Raw genomic sequence first — 13,381 nt, forward strand, 5'->3', positions numbered from 1 at the left:
ATATTTCGAACGAAATTACGATTTATAATCTGTTATTAAAAAGTTAGCTATTGCTTAGCTTATATTTTGATAAACCATCAGCAACTTTTCTATCATTGGATAATCTTTGTACTTTATTTTGTCCGCCTAGTTTACCTATTGACTTCATATATTCCATAAAAGCCCCATGCTGTACAGGTGTAATTTTTAATGTTTGTAACACCTTACCTACTATTAAATCGTAGTAATAGCTATTTTGTTGTTGCAAAGCCACATCTAACGTATTAATGAATTTGTCCATGTCACTTGGTAACTTTTCAAATTCAATGAACCATTCGTGATAGGGCAATTCGTTATGTTGAGGAACAATTTGCGGAGCTACCGTAAATTCGCTTACACTTGCATCTGTAGCATTCGTTGCAACCAACATTGCTTCTTCAACTTCTTTAGCGATTACATGTTCTCCAAAGGCTGAAATAAAATGTTTAATACGCCCCGATACTAGAATTTTAAAAGGGTCCTTTGAAATAAACCGAATGGTATCTCCTAAGTTGTAGCCCCATAGTCCCGCATTTGTGGAAATAATCATTACATAATCTACACCTAATTCTACATCTTTTAACGTAATTCGCTTGGGGTGTTCATTAAAGAATTCATCAGACTTTATGAATTCATAGAATATTCCCGCATCTAGGAGCAGCAACATTCCGCTTTCCTTCTGCGAATTTTGATAAGCAAAAAAACCCTCGCTTGCCGGAAAAAGTTCTATACTGGCTACTTTTCTACCTATTAATGCTTCAAACTTCTTTCTATAAGGTTCATAATTGACTCCGCCGTATATAAAGAGTTCAAAATTTTTGAAAAGATCACCAACATACTCATTGGTATTTTCTTTAAGTTTTTCAAAATACATTTGTACCCAAGATGGTATACCCGCAATTACGGTCATATCCTCATTCTTGGTTTCTTCTACTATGGCATTAACCTTTGTTTCCCAATCTTCAATACAATTAGTTTCCCAACTGGGCATTCTATTCTTCTGTAAATAATTAGGAACGTAATGTGCAGATATACCTGAAAGTCTACCCAACTTTACACCGTTCTTTTCTTGTAATAAAGGACTTCCTTGTAAAAAAATCATTTTGCCAGTTACAAAATCGGCATTCCCGGTTTCATGTATATAATTGAGTATGGCATTTCTAGAGGCTTTAACCTGTTCTTTTATACTCCCTTCAGTAATAGGAATATATTTTGCACCAGAAGTGGTACCAGAGGTTTTGGCAAAATAAAGTGGTTTACCGGGCCAAAGTATATTTTCTTGTCCTTCTACCGCCAAGTTTACATATAACTTTAGTTCTTCATAATCACGTACGGGTACTTGGGCAATGAAGTCGCTATGTTTTTTAATGGTTTTAAAACTATGGTCTTTACCAAACTTTGTTTCCGCTCCTTTGGCAATTAAACTTTTAAAAACCTTTTCTTGGGTCTCAATGGGGTTGTTTACCCATTTATTGGTCCTTTTGGCAATACGGTGCGCAAATATTTTAGCAGCAATGGTCTTTAAGGACATTTTGTTTTAATTAAAGTCAATATAATTGGTTGGATCAATTGGTGTACCATTGTCCCAAATTTCAAAATGTAAGTGTGGTCCGGTAGTAAGTTCTCCCGTATTACCAACAGCGGCAATTACCTCTCCCCCTCTTACGATATTACCTTGATATTTTGATAAAGAACCATTATGCTTATACACACTTAACAGTCCTCCTTCATGTTCTATAATAATAACATAACCAGTATCGGCGGTCCACTCTGAAAATATTACGGTTCCATTTGCTACAGCTTTTACCGGACTATCGGTAACTGCAGTAACATCTACTGCATAATGCTTTTCATTGGGGTTAAACCCCATAGATATTGATCCGGTGACCGGAGTAAACAAAACCAAATTTTTTTTATCTATAGTACGCTCAAACAAGTTGTATTTATCTTCTAATGCAACTTCGGCACGTAATAAGGAATCTTCCTTGATCGGACTTAAATCTACTGATGCTGGATCTAGTTTATATTGTTGAAATAATGAATCTCTATTAACTACGGTATTCTCTATATCTCCCTTTAAAACCATACGTATATTATCTAAATACTTATTGGTATAATTTAAGGTTCTAATGAGTGAATCCGTTTTATAGGTCAGTTCAGTGGCTTCCTTTTTCAGCCTGGTAGATGAATACCCTGGTATATATTCTCTTAACGGTGTAAAGGCTATCAATAAGGTGGTAAGCCCTATTAGACCGATCATAAATAGAGATCCCGTAACAAATACATTGAGCCTACTTAATTTAAAAGAAATCTTTTCTTCAAAAGTACTTTCGTTTAGTATTACCAAACGGTACTTATGCAGTAATTTACGTTTTATCTCCTTTCTTTTTTTGACTTTCTTTTTGGCCATCTTAACAAAGATAAACTTAGAATTTAATTTTAAACCTATTCACTTAAGAAATATAACGGCAATAACGATAGCTTTTTGTTCGTATATACCCAAATTATAGTTAAAATATACAAACCATTAAACGTATTTGGATATACTGAAGATTTCTACAGTAGTTTTTAGTATCTTTGAAATCCATATTTAAATTATAGTCTTATGACATTCTTATCTACATTTTTGGCCATAGGCGCTCCACAAATAATATTAGTGGTAGTCGTAATTCTGCTATTATTCGGAGGAAAAAAGATTCCTGAACTTATGAGAGGTTTAGGTAGTGGAATCAAAGAATTTAAAGATGCCTCTAAAGAGGATGAACAATTAGGAGAAAAGAATAAGGAGTAATTACAAAATAAACTTCTTGTCAATCATTATAAAGCCCTGTTAAACAGGGCTTTTTGTATTTTTAATATTCAATCTACACCTTCAATTAGTTTGTACAAAGGTTTATTGATCAAGGTTTAACAGCGCCCTTACAACGTAGGTAGCTACTGAATAATCTACATACACGACAAAAAATACCTCTTTCACAACAATTAGTATTCAGAATACCCCTATAAATCTAATTTCGTTAAACAAACGGTACTAAAAACCAATGGCTAACCGTTTGAACTATACTTAACCCCCTGTTGAATTATTCATTCAGCTTAGATTTATATTTATGAGAAGTGTTTTAAATTTATTTTTTCTAGTATTTGTTCTATTTGCCCAAGCCCAGAATTTTGGAGATAATATAGAAGCAGATTTATCTCAAGAAAAGGAATATGGTACAAGAATGGTATCAGATTTTGAAGAAGAAGATAAGAAAGAATTTCAAAAAGCTGCAGAAGCAATACCGGTTCCATACAGAGCTTTTAATAAAGTTGAGAACACCGAAAATGGCTACTACGTTATCTCTGGTACCTTCTCAAAAAGTAAAAATTTAAAGTCTCAAGTAAGAAAGCTGAACAAGAAGGGGTTTAATGCCGGTTACTTTCAAAATCCTGAAAATCAACTTTACTACGTTTATCTAAATCATTATGACTCTTGGCGCGACGCTTTAAACGACTGCTCTTCAAAATTTGGCGGCAGATATGAAGATCAAGTTTGGGTACTTAAGATACTAGACGGAGAAACGGAGTCTTTGCTCAATACAGAAACTGTACCTGTTGAAGATGTTACTTATGATATGCTTAAAGAAACTACAACGGTAAATACTGAATCTAAAACCAAACTTGTTAAAAGAGCCGATGAATATTTTGATAAAATGTGGTATGCTGAAGCAGCTAAGTTATACGAACAGGCATTATCAAAAGGAGAAAAATCATATTCTTATGACGTATTAAAAAAAGCAGGAGATGCGCATTACTTTAATACTGACATGGAGAATGCATATAAGTGGTACAATATACTTTATACCAAATATGAATCTGACATGGGCTTAGATTATTTATTTAAGTATGCTCATTCTCTAAAAGGTATTGGTAACTACAAAAGATCTAAAAGACTTTTAAAGTTATACAATAGAAAACTTGCCGGTGAGGAAGTGGAGCAGCAAACCAAGCATAATGAAATTGTGTTGGACGGACTTCTTAGAATGGAAGAGAAATTTGATATAAATAACCTTAGTATAAACTCAAAGTATTCAGAATTTTCACCAATGTATTATGGTGGTGATCAAATGGTATATGCCTCAGCAAAAGATTCATCTATTTTTAATACCAGAAGGTATAAATGGAACAATCAGCCGTATTTAGATTTATTTGTAGCTAAGGTAAATGATGAAACCCAAGACTTTAAGAATGCTCTTAAATTTTCAAAAAAAATAAATACTAAATATCACGAAGCCTCAGTTGCCTTTTCACCGGATAATGAGACTATGTATTTTACCAGAAACAATTACGGTAAAAAACTAAAACGAGATAAAAACGGCATTAATCATTTAAAGATATATAGATCTAGAAAGGTAAATGGCGAATGGTTAGAGGCAGAAGAGGTTTCATTTAATAGTGATGAGTACTCTACTGGTCACCCAGCATTGAGTCCAGATGGAAAACAATTATACTTTGTATCGGATATGCCTGGTAGCATAGGGGAAACTGACATTTTCGTAGTAGACGTATTAGAAGACGGCAGCTTTTCTTCGCCTAGAAATTTAGGTCCAGAAATAAATACCGAGCATAAAGAAATGTTTCCTTTTATTAATGACAAGAAATTGTATTTTTCATCAGATGGTCATGTAGGATTAGGCGGACTAGATGTATTTGAAGTAGCTTTTGATGATGAAGTTGGTTTCTTGGAAGTACGAAACGTTGGAAAACCGGTCAACAGTAAAAAAGATGACTTTTCATTTATTGTTGATGAAGAAACACAAAAAGGATACTTTGCTTCTAATCGTAGTGGCGGTAAGGGAGATGATGATATCTACTCATTTAAAACCTTACAGATTGAGGAAATACCAACCAGTATTAACGCTATCTCAGGTATTGTTACTGAGTTGATTACTGGAGATTTAATGCCTAACGCATTGGTTGAACTACTTGATGAAAACAATATTAAACTAAAAGAAATGGAGACCGACGAGAATGGTAACTTCATTTTTGAAGACTTGGATGCCGATACTAGGTATGTATTAAGAACAACAAAGGGTTCTTATTTTGATGACACCAGAGAAGCCGCTACTAAAGAAAATGAAATTGTTAATGTAGATGTTTCCATGAGAAAACTGAACGATATGATTGCTGTTGAAGAGGGTATTAAGAAACTCAAAACAGAGATGATCCACTTTAACTTTGATAAATCATTCATTCGTAAAGATGCTGCTCTAGAACTTGATAAATTAGTAGCCGTTATGAACGATTCACCAAACATGGTCATTAAAATTGAATCTCATACAGATTCCAGGGGTGATGCCGTATACAACAAATACCTATCAGATAAACGTGCAAAATCTACAAGAGACTACATTATATCTCAAGGTATTGATCCAAAACGTATAGAAAGTGCTATTGGTTATGGAGAAGAACGCTTAATCAATGAATGTGATGGTTCTGTTCGTTGTACAGAGGAGGAACACTACCTAAACCGTAGATCAGAATTCATTATAGTGAATATGTAATACAACTGTAACTAGAATAATAAAACCCGCTAAATAGCGGGTTTTTTGTTTTTAAACTCTTTTCTAATCTCTCTAAAAACCACTTTAACCCATTTAATATACATGCTATCGATCCAATAAAATAATGACACCGGTCGTTCATCTGATCTAATAACCGTTAATAGATTTTGGTTTTAAAAGGGTACAGTTGGTAGTAATAATTATCCTTTCACCTAAACTATTCCATATAACTTTCTATTATGGTGAACTTTACACCCAGCAACAACTAATATATTGATTATGGAAAAAATTACTCTAGTGAAGGAAATATACATTGAAGCTTTTAGAAATTGGAAAAGCTATATCTTAGAGCATTACTTCAAAGTATTCTCTTGGTTATGTTTTGTGTTGATTGCTTTTGCCATGTACGCATTGATATACAGAGTATCTACCGGTTTTACATTTAGTAATCTATAAGACCGTATAATTTTAGGTTCTGAATAGTTGAACTTAATTCACATAAAAAAGGCTCAGGAGTTTCCTGAGCCTTTTTTATTATATCATAATGAAATGGAAATTAGTTCTTTTGATCTCCTACATTGAATTGAACCGATTTCAATATCGCCTCTAACTCGAACATATAATCTCTTTTCTTAGTAGCCGGTGCAAAAACAAAGCCTTCCAAGACCAACTTACGGTTGTTCTCCTTATCATTTATAATATAGGTCAAAAATGGTCCTGCCATAGGGTATGCAGACATTTCCCAGATTCCCCTTACCTCTGCTGCCTTTTTACCAGAAACCTCAGCAGGAAAGACATATGGGGAAAAAGCCTTCTCCGTTATCATGTGGTTCTTTTTACCAGGTACATCTTCCCCGCCAATATAAAGACCGCCTATTGAATCTCTCATCTTAACAATGTCTTGAACAAAAGTAGAATCGTTCTTAAAGCTGTCCCAAGGCATGGTATACGCAATAATATTCATGTTCCCTTTTTGAATTTGGCGATCGATCCATACAAAATTATCCTCTTCTCTACCTACTCTATAAATGGAAGGAATTTTCATTGAAATATTAAACTTATCTTCAAGAGCCTTTTCCTTATTCAATGATTTCTCAAAACGTTTTTGAGCCTTACCAATTTCCAAAGCTTTATATTCCGCTATAAATTCTTTTGCCGTTTTATTGATATTCTCAATAAGCTCTTCTTTATTATGCCCCTTAATAACACCTACCTTTTGCGGTTTGGCATACATGTTAGATTTCATGTGGGCAATGTTCAGAGTGTCTTCCATAACATATAATACAGAACTCGTATTACGTATTGCGCCACTAAATATCTGTTGGGGAATTTGGGTTACGCTAAAAAGCGCCTCGTCCCATGTTAAGCCCTGTGCCGCTGCCGTATAATTTTCTCGTATGGCATCGCCTACGTTACTATTCCACAAATCATTATCAATTACAACCGTAAGCGTATTCATGGCACCTACAGATTCTGGTAAATAATCTGCCTTGCCTTCTTCTTTACAAGCTATTGATAATCCTAAAGTTGCTAAAAAACAAAGTAATATTCTTTTTTTCATTTGGTGTTTTAATTTACGATGAACAGTCGCACAGTTTTAATTTTGTGCCAGGTTTTAAATTGTTACCACTAATACCGTTCCATTTTCGCAAATTTTCAATAGTAACCCCAGGATATTTTCTAGAAATGGTCCATAATGAGTCTCCACTTCTTACTTCATGAATTTTTGAATTGTTGGCAACCGCAGTTCTAGTAGGGGTTTCCCTAGGTTTAACAGATGAAGTAGGCTTTTTTCGCGGGTAAATAGTCAATCTTTGGCCTATGCGTAAATTATTACTTCGCAAACCGTTCCATTGCTTTAGTTGACTTACACGTACACCATAACGTTCTGCTATTTTACCAAGAAAATCGCCATCTCTTACTCTATATCGAATACTGTTCTGTTCTGCTTGTTTTTGAATCTCAGCAACAATGCTCTCTTTCTCTTTAAGTTCATTTTTTACATGGGCATAAATTGCTTCTTCATTAGCAACAAACTTTCCCATTTCTCGTACGGGCAACCTCAATGCGTTAGGTTTTCCTTCTACAAAAGGAATAACATCTAATTTGTAATGCGGGTTAAGTATTTTTAATTCCTCCTTGTCAATAGCTGCCAATTCAGAAATTTGATCAAATGTTATTAGGCTTTTAACATGAACAGTATCTGTTTCAAAATAGGCACGATCCACTTTTTTAGATCTTAAACCATGTTCCTCGGCATATTCAAATATATACATGGTAGCTTGAAAAGCAGGAACATACCCCGCCGTTTCACGTGGTAGATTTCTTCGAATATTCCAATAATTTCGTTGTCCGCCACTTCTACGAATAGCTTTGTTTACGTTTCCTGGACCAGAGTTATACGCTGCTAAAGCCAAATCCCAATCATCATAAATTCTATGCAATCTATTAAGATAATTGGCGGCAGCTGCGGTAGACTTAATAGGATCGCTACGCTCATCAACATAACTATTGATATTAAGCTTCATTTCTTTACCAGTACCGTACATAAACTGCCACAATCCCGTTGCCCCTACCCTAGAACGTGCTTTGGGGTTCAATGCAGATTCTACGATTGACAAATACTTCATCTCCAATGGAATATTCTTATTGTCAAATTCCTGTTCAAATAAAGGAAAGTAAAATTGGCTAATGGTAAGCATGCGTTCCATTAAATCTCTTTTTCTGGTAAGAAAAGATTTTATTACGCTTTCCAATGATGAGTTATATTCAATGTTGAACGGTGTTCTTTCGTTCATTCTAGCCAACCGCATCCTTAAAGTATCGGTAGGTAGGTCCAAAACAAAAGTCGCTGTTGTATCTGGTTCCGTTAGAACCTCTTGGTACATTTCGTTGAAAAGTGGTGCGGCATCTACAAGCTCTTTCATCCAAAGACTATCAAACTTTGCAGCAAGTACATTGTCTTGAAGGTTATAGGTGGATGATTCCGTTGGCTTAAACAATGCCAAAGACTCTGTATTGGAGCTTTTAACTATTTTCAGTTGCTCTAATGGTACTACACTATCTGTAGAATCTTGAGCTACAATTAAATTACTTTGTAAAGAGTCTTGTACCGTAGTGCCGGTATCTTTTTGTTGGGCAGCACCTATAATAGGAAACAGTGCCAATCCAAAACAAAAACAATTATAGGTTATTTTATTCATCATGGGGCAAAAATATCTTAACGGAACAAACGAAAATCGTACATTTTTTACTGAGAATAAAATATATTCTCTTAAAATGCACAAATTTTCGTTATATACCGTTTGTCGATAACGCCCTGACTACGCTAATATTGCAGCGATCCCTGGCAAGGTTTTACCTTCTAAACTTTCTAACATTGCCCCTCCGCCTGTTGATACATAGCTAACTTTGTCCTCAAAGCCAAATTGTTTAACGGCAGCAACTGAATCTCCACCACCTACTAACGAGAATGTTCCCGCTTTTGTAGCTTCAGCAATATAATTACCAACTGCAATGGTACCACCTGCAAATTTCTCCATTTCAAACACACCAATCGGTCCGTTCCAAAGAATGGTTTTAGAATTTAAAATGACGTTTTTAAATATCTCTAAGGTTTTAGGTCCGGCATCTAAACCTTGCCAACCATCAGGAATTTTGTCTACATCCACTATTTGGGTGTTTGCATTTGCATCAAAATCATCGGCAGCAAGCACATCTACAGGAATATGGACGTTTACATTTTTCTGTTTTGCTTTTTCAAGAATTTCCATTGCAAGATCCATTTTATCGTCCTCGCAAATAGAATCTCCAACTTTACCGCCTTGAGCCTTAATGAAGGTATAAGTCATACCCCCACCGATAATTAAATCATCCACTTTATCTAAAATGTTTTCTATAATCGTAATCTTAGAAGATACTTTTGCACCACCAAGAATAGCTAATACAGGTTTTTCACCAGTAGCCATAACTTTCTCAATAGCATCTATTTCCTTTGCCAATAAATAGCCAAAACATTTAGCTTCTGGGAAAAATTTAGCAACAATTGTAGTTGATGCATGAGCACGGTGCGCAGTACCAAAAGCATCATTGACATAAATATCACCAAGTTTGGAAAGTTTTTCAGCAAAACCTTCATCACCTTTTTCCTCTTCGTTATAGTATCTTAAGTTTTCTAATAAAAGTACTTCTCCGTTCTTTAATTCCGCAACGGCTTTTTCAGCTTCATCACCAACACAGTCACTAACAAATTTAACGGCAACACCAATAATTTCAGATACTGCATCTACAATATGGCTCAATGATAAATCTGGATTGCGTTCTCCTTTTGGTCTACCTAAATGGCTCATAAGAACGGCACTACCACCATCTTCCAATACTTTTATAATTGTAGGTTTTGCAGCCTCAATTCTATTGGTATCGGTTACTTCAAAGTTTTCGTTAAGTGGCACATTGAAATCTACCCTTATTAACGCCTTTTTATCTTCAAAATTAAAGTCATTTAATACTTTCATCTATATATCCTTTTGTTAGTTAACAAATGTAAAGATTAAAAGGTTTGTGATAAAGTGCTAATAAGGATAATTTACACTCAATACCCTTAAATTTGTTGTGCTATAAACAACTATATTTGAATCTATGTTATTCAAAGAAATTTTAGGGCTTTCCCATATCAAAAATCATCTGTCTTCAAGTGCAGATGCTGGTAGAATACCCCATGCGCAACTATTTGTGGGTCCAGAAGGCTGCGGACTGTTGCCTATGGCTTTGGCTTACGCCCAATATATAATATGTCAAAACTCCAATGGCGAAAACAATGGTGGTAATGAAGCGTGTAATCTAAAATTTAAATCATTTGCCCACCCAGATGTACATTTTGCTTTTCCGGTCTCCAATTCTAACAAAGTAAAATCACATGCAGTGAGCAACCACTATATGAAAGAGTGGCGTGAATTTATCATGGAGCAACCTTATGGTAATTTATTCGATTGGTACAGACATATAGAAATTGAAAAAAAACAAGGGCAAATAGGTGTAGACGAAGCTCAGGATATTGTTAAAAAGCTTTCTTTAAAATCATACGAAGGAGGCTACAAAGTCATGATCATTTGGATGGCAGAAAAGATGAACACCGCCGCATCCAACAAATTATTGAAACTTATTGAAGAGCCACCAGAAAAAACTATTTTCTTGTTACTTTGCGAAGATGAGGAACAGATCATACAGACCATTAAATCTAGATGTCAAGTAGTACATTTTCCTCCTTTAGCAGAAGATGCCATTGCTACGGCACTAGTTGAAAAGGGAGCCAATAAACCAGAAGCTATGCTTTTGGCACATGAGGCGAATGGAAATTTCAACAAGGCCCTAGATCTTTTAAATAAAGATTCTGAAGATCTGGTTTTTGAAAATTGGTTTGTACAATGGGTTAGAACTGCGTTTAAGGCAAAAGGTAATAAAGCCGCAATTCATGATCTTTTATTGTGGAGTGAAGAAGTAGCGAAAACAGGTAGGGAAACACAGAAAAACTTTTTAAGTTATTGCATTACTGTTATGCGGCAAGCCCTAATGATCAACTATGGTGCAGAAGAACTAGCTTATTTAAGAATACATGCAGAAGGGTTTCAATTGAAAAAATTTGCTCCCTTTGTTCACGAGAATAATATTCTTGACATTACCAAAGAATTGGAAGATGCCATTTACCATGTGGAGCGTAACGGTAACTCAAAAATTATATTTACCGATCTATCTATTAAGCTTACACGGTTACTTCACAAAAAAAAGACCGAACTTAAATAAACCTAAATGGAGATATTAATGAACAACGCTACAGAAGTTTTATTACTATTATTTTTAATCATTACCTTTTTACAAAGTGGTTTTGATAAAATTACCGATTGGAACGGAAATGTCTCATGGCTTAAAGAGCATTTTTCTAAAACCCCGTTTAAAAATAGTGTTCCACTGCTGGTTGGGATAATTTTGGTAACAGAAGTTATTGCAGGACTTTTATGCGTTATTGGCATTTACCAAATTTTGAGTTCTGGTAATACCACTTTTGCAATGTATGGCGCAGTATTATCAGGTATAACACTTTTAATGTTGCTATTTGGGCAACGTGTGGCCAAGGATTACGAAGGAGCTAAAACTATTGCCGTTTATTTTATACCTACAATATTATTGGTGTTTTTGCTACAATCTTAAGGAAGTATAGCCTATAAAAAAGGTTCTTTTATTAAAAAGTAAAACCCTCCAACTTGGAGGGTTTTTTTGAGGCATCGAGCGGATTCGAACCGCTGTACAAGCTTTTGCAGAGCTCTGCCTAGCCACTCGGCCACGATGCCCTTTTTTAGCGAGAGCAAAAATAAACAATTTATACCAATCTAAGCTGCATTCACAACCAAGAAATTGTAGTAAATTATAATATTTAAGGTGGATGATTCTAGTTTACCAATTGACCACGTTGCAAATTCAATGATACGGTTACCTTTTCTACATCTCCGTTAATGGGCGGATTGATTTTGGAAACAGAAACCATTGCAGTGTCTACGGTAGGCAATTCAATAAAAATTCTATCAATGATTCTTTTGGCAACATGCTCCAACAATTTTGATGGTATTGCCATTTCTTGCTTTACAATTCTGTTGATATGAACATAGTCTACCGTGTCCTTTAATTCATCTGAGACCGAAGCTTTTAATAAATTCGTATCTACGGAAACGTTGACCAAATAATCACTGCCAATATTGGTTTCTTGTGGCAAGCACCCATGATGGGCATATGCTTTTATATTCTCTAATTGTACTTTACCCATTACTTATATTCTGGAGTACAAATTTAATGAATCTCCCTGTAGCTTTAGTATGTACAACGACAATTACTGATCCCTTGAAATAAATCTACCCCTAAGGTGATTACGTGTGTACCTGAACTATAGCCAAGAAGTTCGTTTAAAATTACCTGATAAGAATATCCGAAGTAAAAATTACTCTTCTTTAAACCTGCAATAGGAGCTATGTAAAGTGGGTTTCCTATTTGATCGTTCAAGAAACGATAGTTCACCCCAGCATAGAAGTAATCTTCAAAATCATAAAACCTGAACTTTAAGTTTAGATCCGTAACCGATCTACCATCACTCTCAAATAACTGAAACAATACAGAAGGCTCTACTTCTACTTTACTAGTTCTTTTCTTCATATATCTATATCCGGTATAGATATAGTAGTTTCTTAATCTATTAGGCTCATATAGTTCATTAAAATTACTTAGATCCTTATCTAAAATGTTTGATGCGTTGGCACTGAAATAAAACTTATCGTACCTGTACAATACACCAATGTCAAAGTTATGGTTGGTGGTTGCCTTATCTCCAACATACGCCGGGTCCGCAATTAAATCTGGATTAGAATTGTCTATTCTAAATTGATTGTAGTTGTAAGACAACCCAAAAGATAAAAACTCATCATCATAACGATCTAAAGTCAAATGGTGTGCAAATGATAATCTTGCACCCTGTTGTTTGGTTTCACCATTACTGTCATTATACAAGACCATACCAATACCCGATTTTTCTCCTATTCGCATATCTGCTGCAAGAGATTGGGTATCTGGCGCATCTTTAATACCTACCCATTGGGTAAGACCATTCAATCTTATTTTAACATGGTCACCGATACCTGCGTAAGTTGGGGACATTACAAAGGGGTTATCGGCAAGATATTGAGATAATTGAGGTATAGTAAGCTCTTGCCCTCTTGCGGTGAGCACGCTTATAAATAATACCAGTGTCAATAGACTGTTCCGCATCATCATTTTTAGGT

General features: G+C 35.0%; 12 protein-coding genes and 1 tRNA gene. 5 read left to right on the forward strand and 8 right to left on the reverse strand.

Annotation, left to right across the window (positions count from 1 at the left end):
- Positions 1-43: 43 nt before the first annotated feature.
- Both CSC80_RS06290 and CSC80_RS06295 read right to left on the reverse strand, forming a co-directional pair.
- A complete protein-coding gene (locus CSC80_RS06290) occupies positions 44-1,549 on the reverse strand; it encodes a GH3 auxin-responsive promoter family protein (RefSeq protein ID WP_099190517.1) in 1,506 nt (501 codons plus the stop codon).
- 6 nt (positions 1,550-1,555) lie between these two features.
- Positions 1,556-2,428: a M23 family metallopeptidase gene (locus CSC80_RS06295; protein WP_058104566.1), complete on the reverse strand. Its 873-nt coding sequence runs from the start codon at positions 2,426-2,428 to the stop codon at positions 1,556-1,558.
- Between the two features lie 195 nt (positions 2,429-2,623).
- On the opposite strand from CSC80_RS06295, the gene CSC80_RS06300 reads away from it, so the two are divergent.
- From CSC80_RS06300 to CSC80_RS19435, 3 genes are all read left to right on the forward strand, one after another.
- Complete coding sequence (locus CSC80_RS06300; RefSeq protein ID WP_058104567.1) at positions 2,624-2,809, forward strand: twin-arginine translocase TatA/TatE family subunit; 186 nt, start codon at positions 2,624-2,626, stop codon at positions 2,807-2,809.
- A gap of 316 nt (positions 2,810-3,125) precedes the next feature.
- Positions 3,126-5,561, forward strand: a complete 2,436-nt coding sequence (locus tag CSC80_RS06305) for an OmpA family protein (protein WP_236973332.1) — start codon at positions 3,126-3,128, stop codon at positions 5,559-5,561.
- A gap of 279 nt (positions 5,562-5,840) precedes the next feature.
- Positions 5,841-6,017 (forward strand): DUF6747 family protein, encoded by a 177-nt coding sequence (locus tag CSC80_RS19435; protein ID WP_164674209.1) that lies wholly within the window; start codon positions 5,841-5,843, stop codon positions 6,015-6,017.
- 100 nt (positions 6,018-6,117) lie between these two features.
- On the opposite strand, the gene CSC80_RS06310 is transcribed toward CSC80_RS19435, so the two are convergent.
- The 3 genes from CSC80_RS06310 to CSC80_RS06320 form a co-directional block, all read right to left on the reverse strand.
- On the reverse strand, positions 6,118-7,122 hold the full coding sequence (locus tag CSC80_RS06310) for a DUF4837 family protein (RefSeq protein ID WP_058104569.1): 1,005 nt from the start codon (positions 7,120-7,122) through the stop codon (positions 6,118-6,120).
- 13 nt (positions 7,123-7,135) lie between these two features.
- The gene (locus tag CSC80_RS06315) at positions 7,136-8,767 is read right to left on the reverse strand and encodes a LysM peptidoglycan-binding domain-containing protein (protein ID WP_236973333.1); all 1,632 of its coding nucleotides are present in this window, start codon (positions 8,765-8,767) and stop codon (positions 7,136-7,138) included.
- A 117-nt stretch (positions 8,768-8,884) separates the two neighbouring features.
- Positions 8,885-10,075 (reverse strand): phosphoglycerate kinase, encoded by a 1,191-nt coding sequence (locus tag CSC80_RS06320; RefSeq protein WP_091607953.1) that lies wholly within the window; start codon positions 10,073-10,075, stop codon positions 8,885-8,887.
- Between the two features lie 124 nt (positions 10,076-10,199).
- Between CSC80_RS06320 and CSC80_RS06325 the strand changes: the two genes are divergently transcribed.
- Both CSC80_RS06325 and CSC80_RS06330 read left to right on the forward strand, forming a co-directional pair.
- Complete coding sequence (locus tag CSC80_RS06325; RefSeq protein WP_071340800.1) at positions 10,200-11,360, forward strand: DNA polymerase III subunit; 1,161 nt, start codon at positions 10,200-10,202, stop codon at positions 11,358-11,360.
- Between the two features lie 6 nt (positions 11,361-11,366).
- On the forward strand, positions 11,367-11,765 hold the full coding sequence (locus tag CSC80_RS06330) for a DoxX family membrane protein (protein ID WP_099190519.1): 399 nt from the start codon (positions 11,367-11,369) through the stop codon (positions 11,763-11,765).
- Between the two features lie 69 nt (positions 11,766-11,834).
- Here CSC80_RS06330 and CSC80_RS06335 read toward each other — a convergent pair.
- The 3 genes from CSC80_RS06335 to CSC80_RS06345 all read right to left on the reverse strand — a co-directional run bounded on the left by CSC80_RS06335 (position 11,835) and on the right by CSC80_RS06345 (position 13,367).
- Positions 11,835-11,905: transfer RNA gene (locus CSC80_RS06335), tRNA-Cys, on the reverse strand.
- Positions 11,906-12,003: 98 nt separating this feature from the next.
- The gene (gene folB / locus CSC80_RS06340; protein ID WP_099190521.1) at positions 12,004-12,375 is read right to left on the reverse strand and encodes a dihydroneopterin aldolase; all 372 of its coding nucleotides are present in this window, start codon (positions 12,373-12,375) and stop codon (positions 12,004-12,006) included.
- A 44-nt stretch (positions 12,376-12,419) separates the two neighbouring features.
- The gene (locus tag CSC80_RS06345) at positions 12,420-13,367 is read right to left on the reverse strand and encodes a type IX secretion system membrane protein PorP/SprF (protein ID WP_058105114.1); all 948 of its coding nucleotides are present in this window, start codon (positions 13,365-13,367) and stop codon (positions 12,420-12,422) included.
- Between the last annotated feature and the right edge of the window lie 14 nt (positions 13,368-13,381).

Source organism: Maribacter sp. 6B07 (genome assembly GCF_002700155.1).
Classification (GTDB): domain Bacteria; phylum Bacteroidota; class Bacteroidia; order Flavobacteriales; family Flavobacteriaceae; genus Maribacter; species Maribacter dokdonensis.

Bases quoted from the DNA above. Each gene is read 5' to 3' on its own strand.
- CSC80_RS06290 (WP_099190517.1), bottom strand. From the start codon at position 1,549: ATGTCCTTAAAGACCATTGCTGCTAAAATATTTGCGCACCGTATTGCC.
- folB (WP_099190521.1), bottom strand. From the start codon at position 12,375: ATGGGTAAAGTACAATTAGAGAATATAAAAGCATATGCCCATCATGGG.
- CSC80_RS06345 (WP_058105114.1), bottom strand. From the start codon at position 13,367: ATGCGGAACAGTCTATTGACACTGGTATTATTTATAAGCGTGCTCACC.
- CSC80_RS19435 (WP_164674209.1), top strand. From the start codon at position 5,841: ATGGAAAAAATTACTCTAGTGAAGGAAATATACATTGAAGCTTTTAGA.
- CSC80_RS06310 (WP_058104569.1), bottom strand. From the start codon at position 7,122: ATGAAAAAAAGAATATTACTTTGTTTTTTAGCAACTTTAGGATTATCA.
- CSC80_RS06300 (WP_058104567.1), top strand. From the start codon at position 2,624: ATGACATTCTTATCTACATTTTTGGCCATAGGCGCTCCACAAATAATA.
- CSC80_RS06330 (WP_099190519.1), top strand. From the start codon at position 11,367: ATGGAGATATTAATGAACAACGCTACAGAAGTTTTATTACTATTATTT.
- CSC80_RS06320 (WP_091607953.1), bottom strand. From the start codon at position 10,075: ATGAAAGTATTAAATGACTTTAATTTTGAAGATAAAAAGGCGTTAATA.
- CSC80_RS06295 (WP_058104566.1), bottom strand. From the start codon at position 2,428: ATGGCCAAAAAGAAAGTCAAAAAAAGAAAGGAGATAAAACGTAAATTA.
- CSC80_RS06315 (WP_236973333.1), bottom strand. From the start codon at position 8,767: ATGATGAATAAAATAACCTATAATTGTTTTTGTTTTGGATTGGCACTG.
- CSC80_RS06325 (WP_071340800.1), top strand. From the start codon at position 10,200: ATGTTATTCAAAGAAATTTTAGGGCTTTCCCATATCAAAAATCATCTG.
- CSC80_RS06305 (WP_236973332.1), top strand. From the start codon at position 3,126: ATGAGAAGTGTTTTAAATTTATTTTTTCTAGTATTTGTTCTATTTGCC.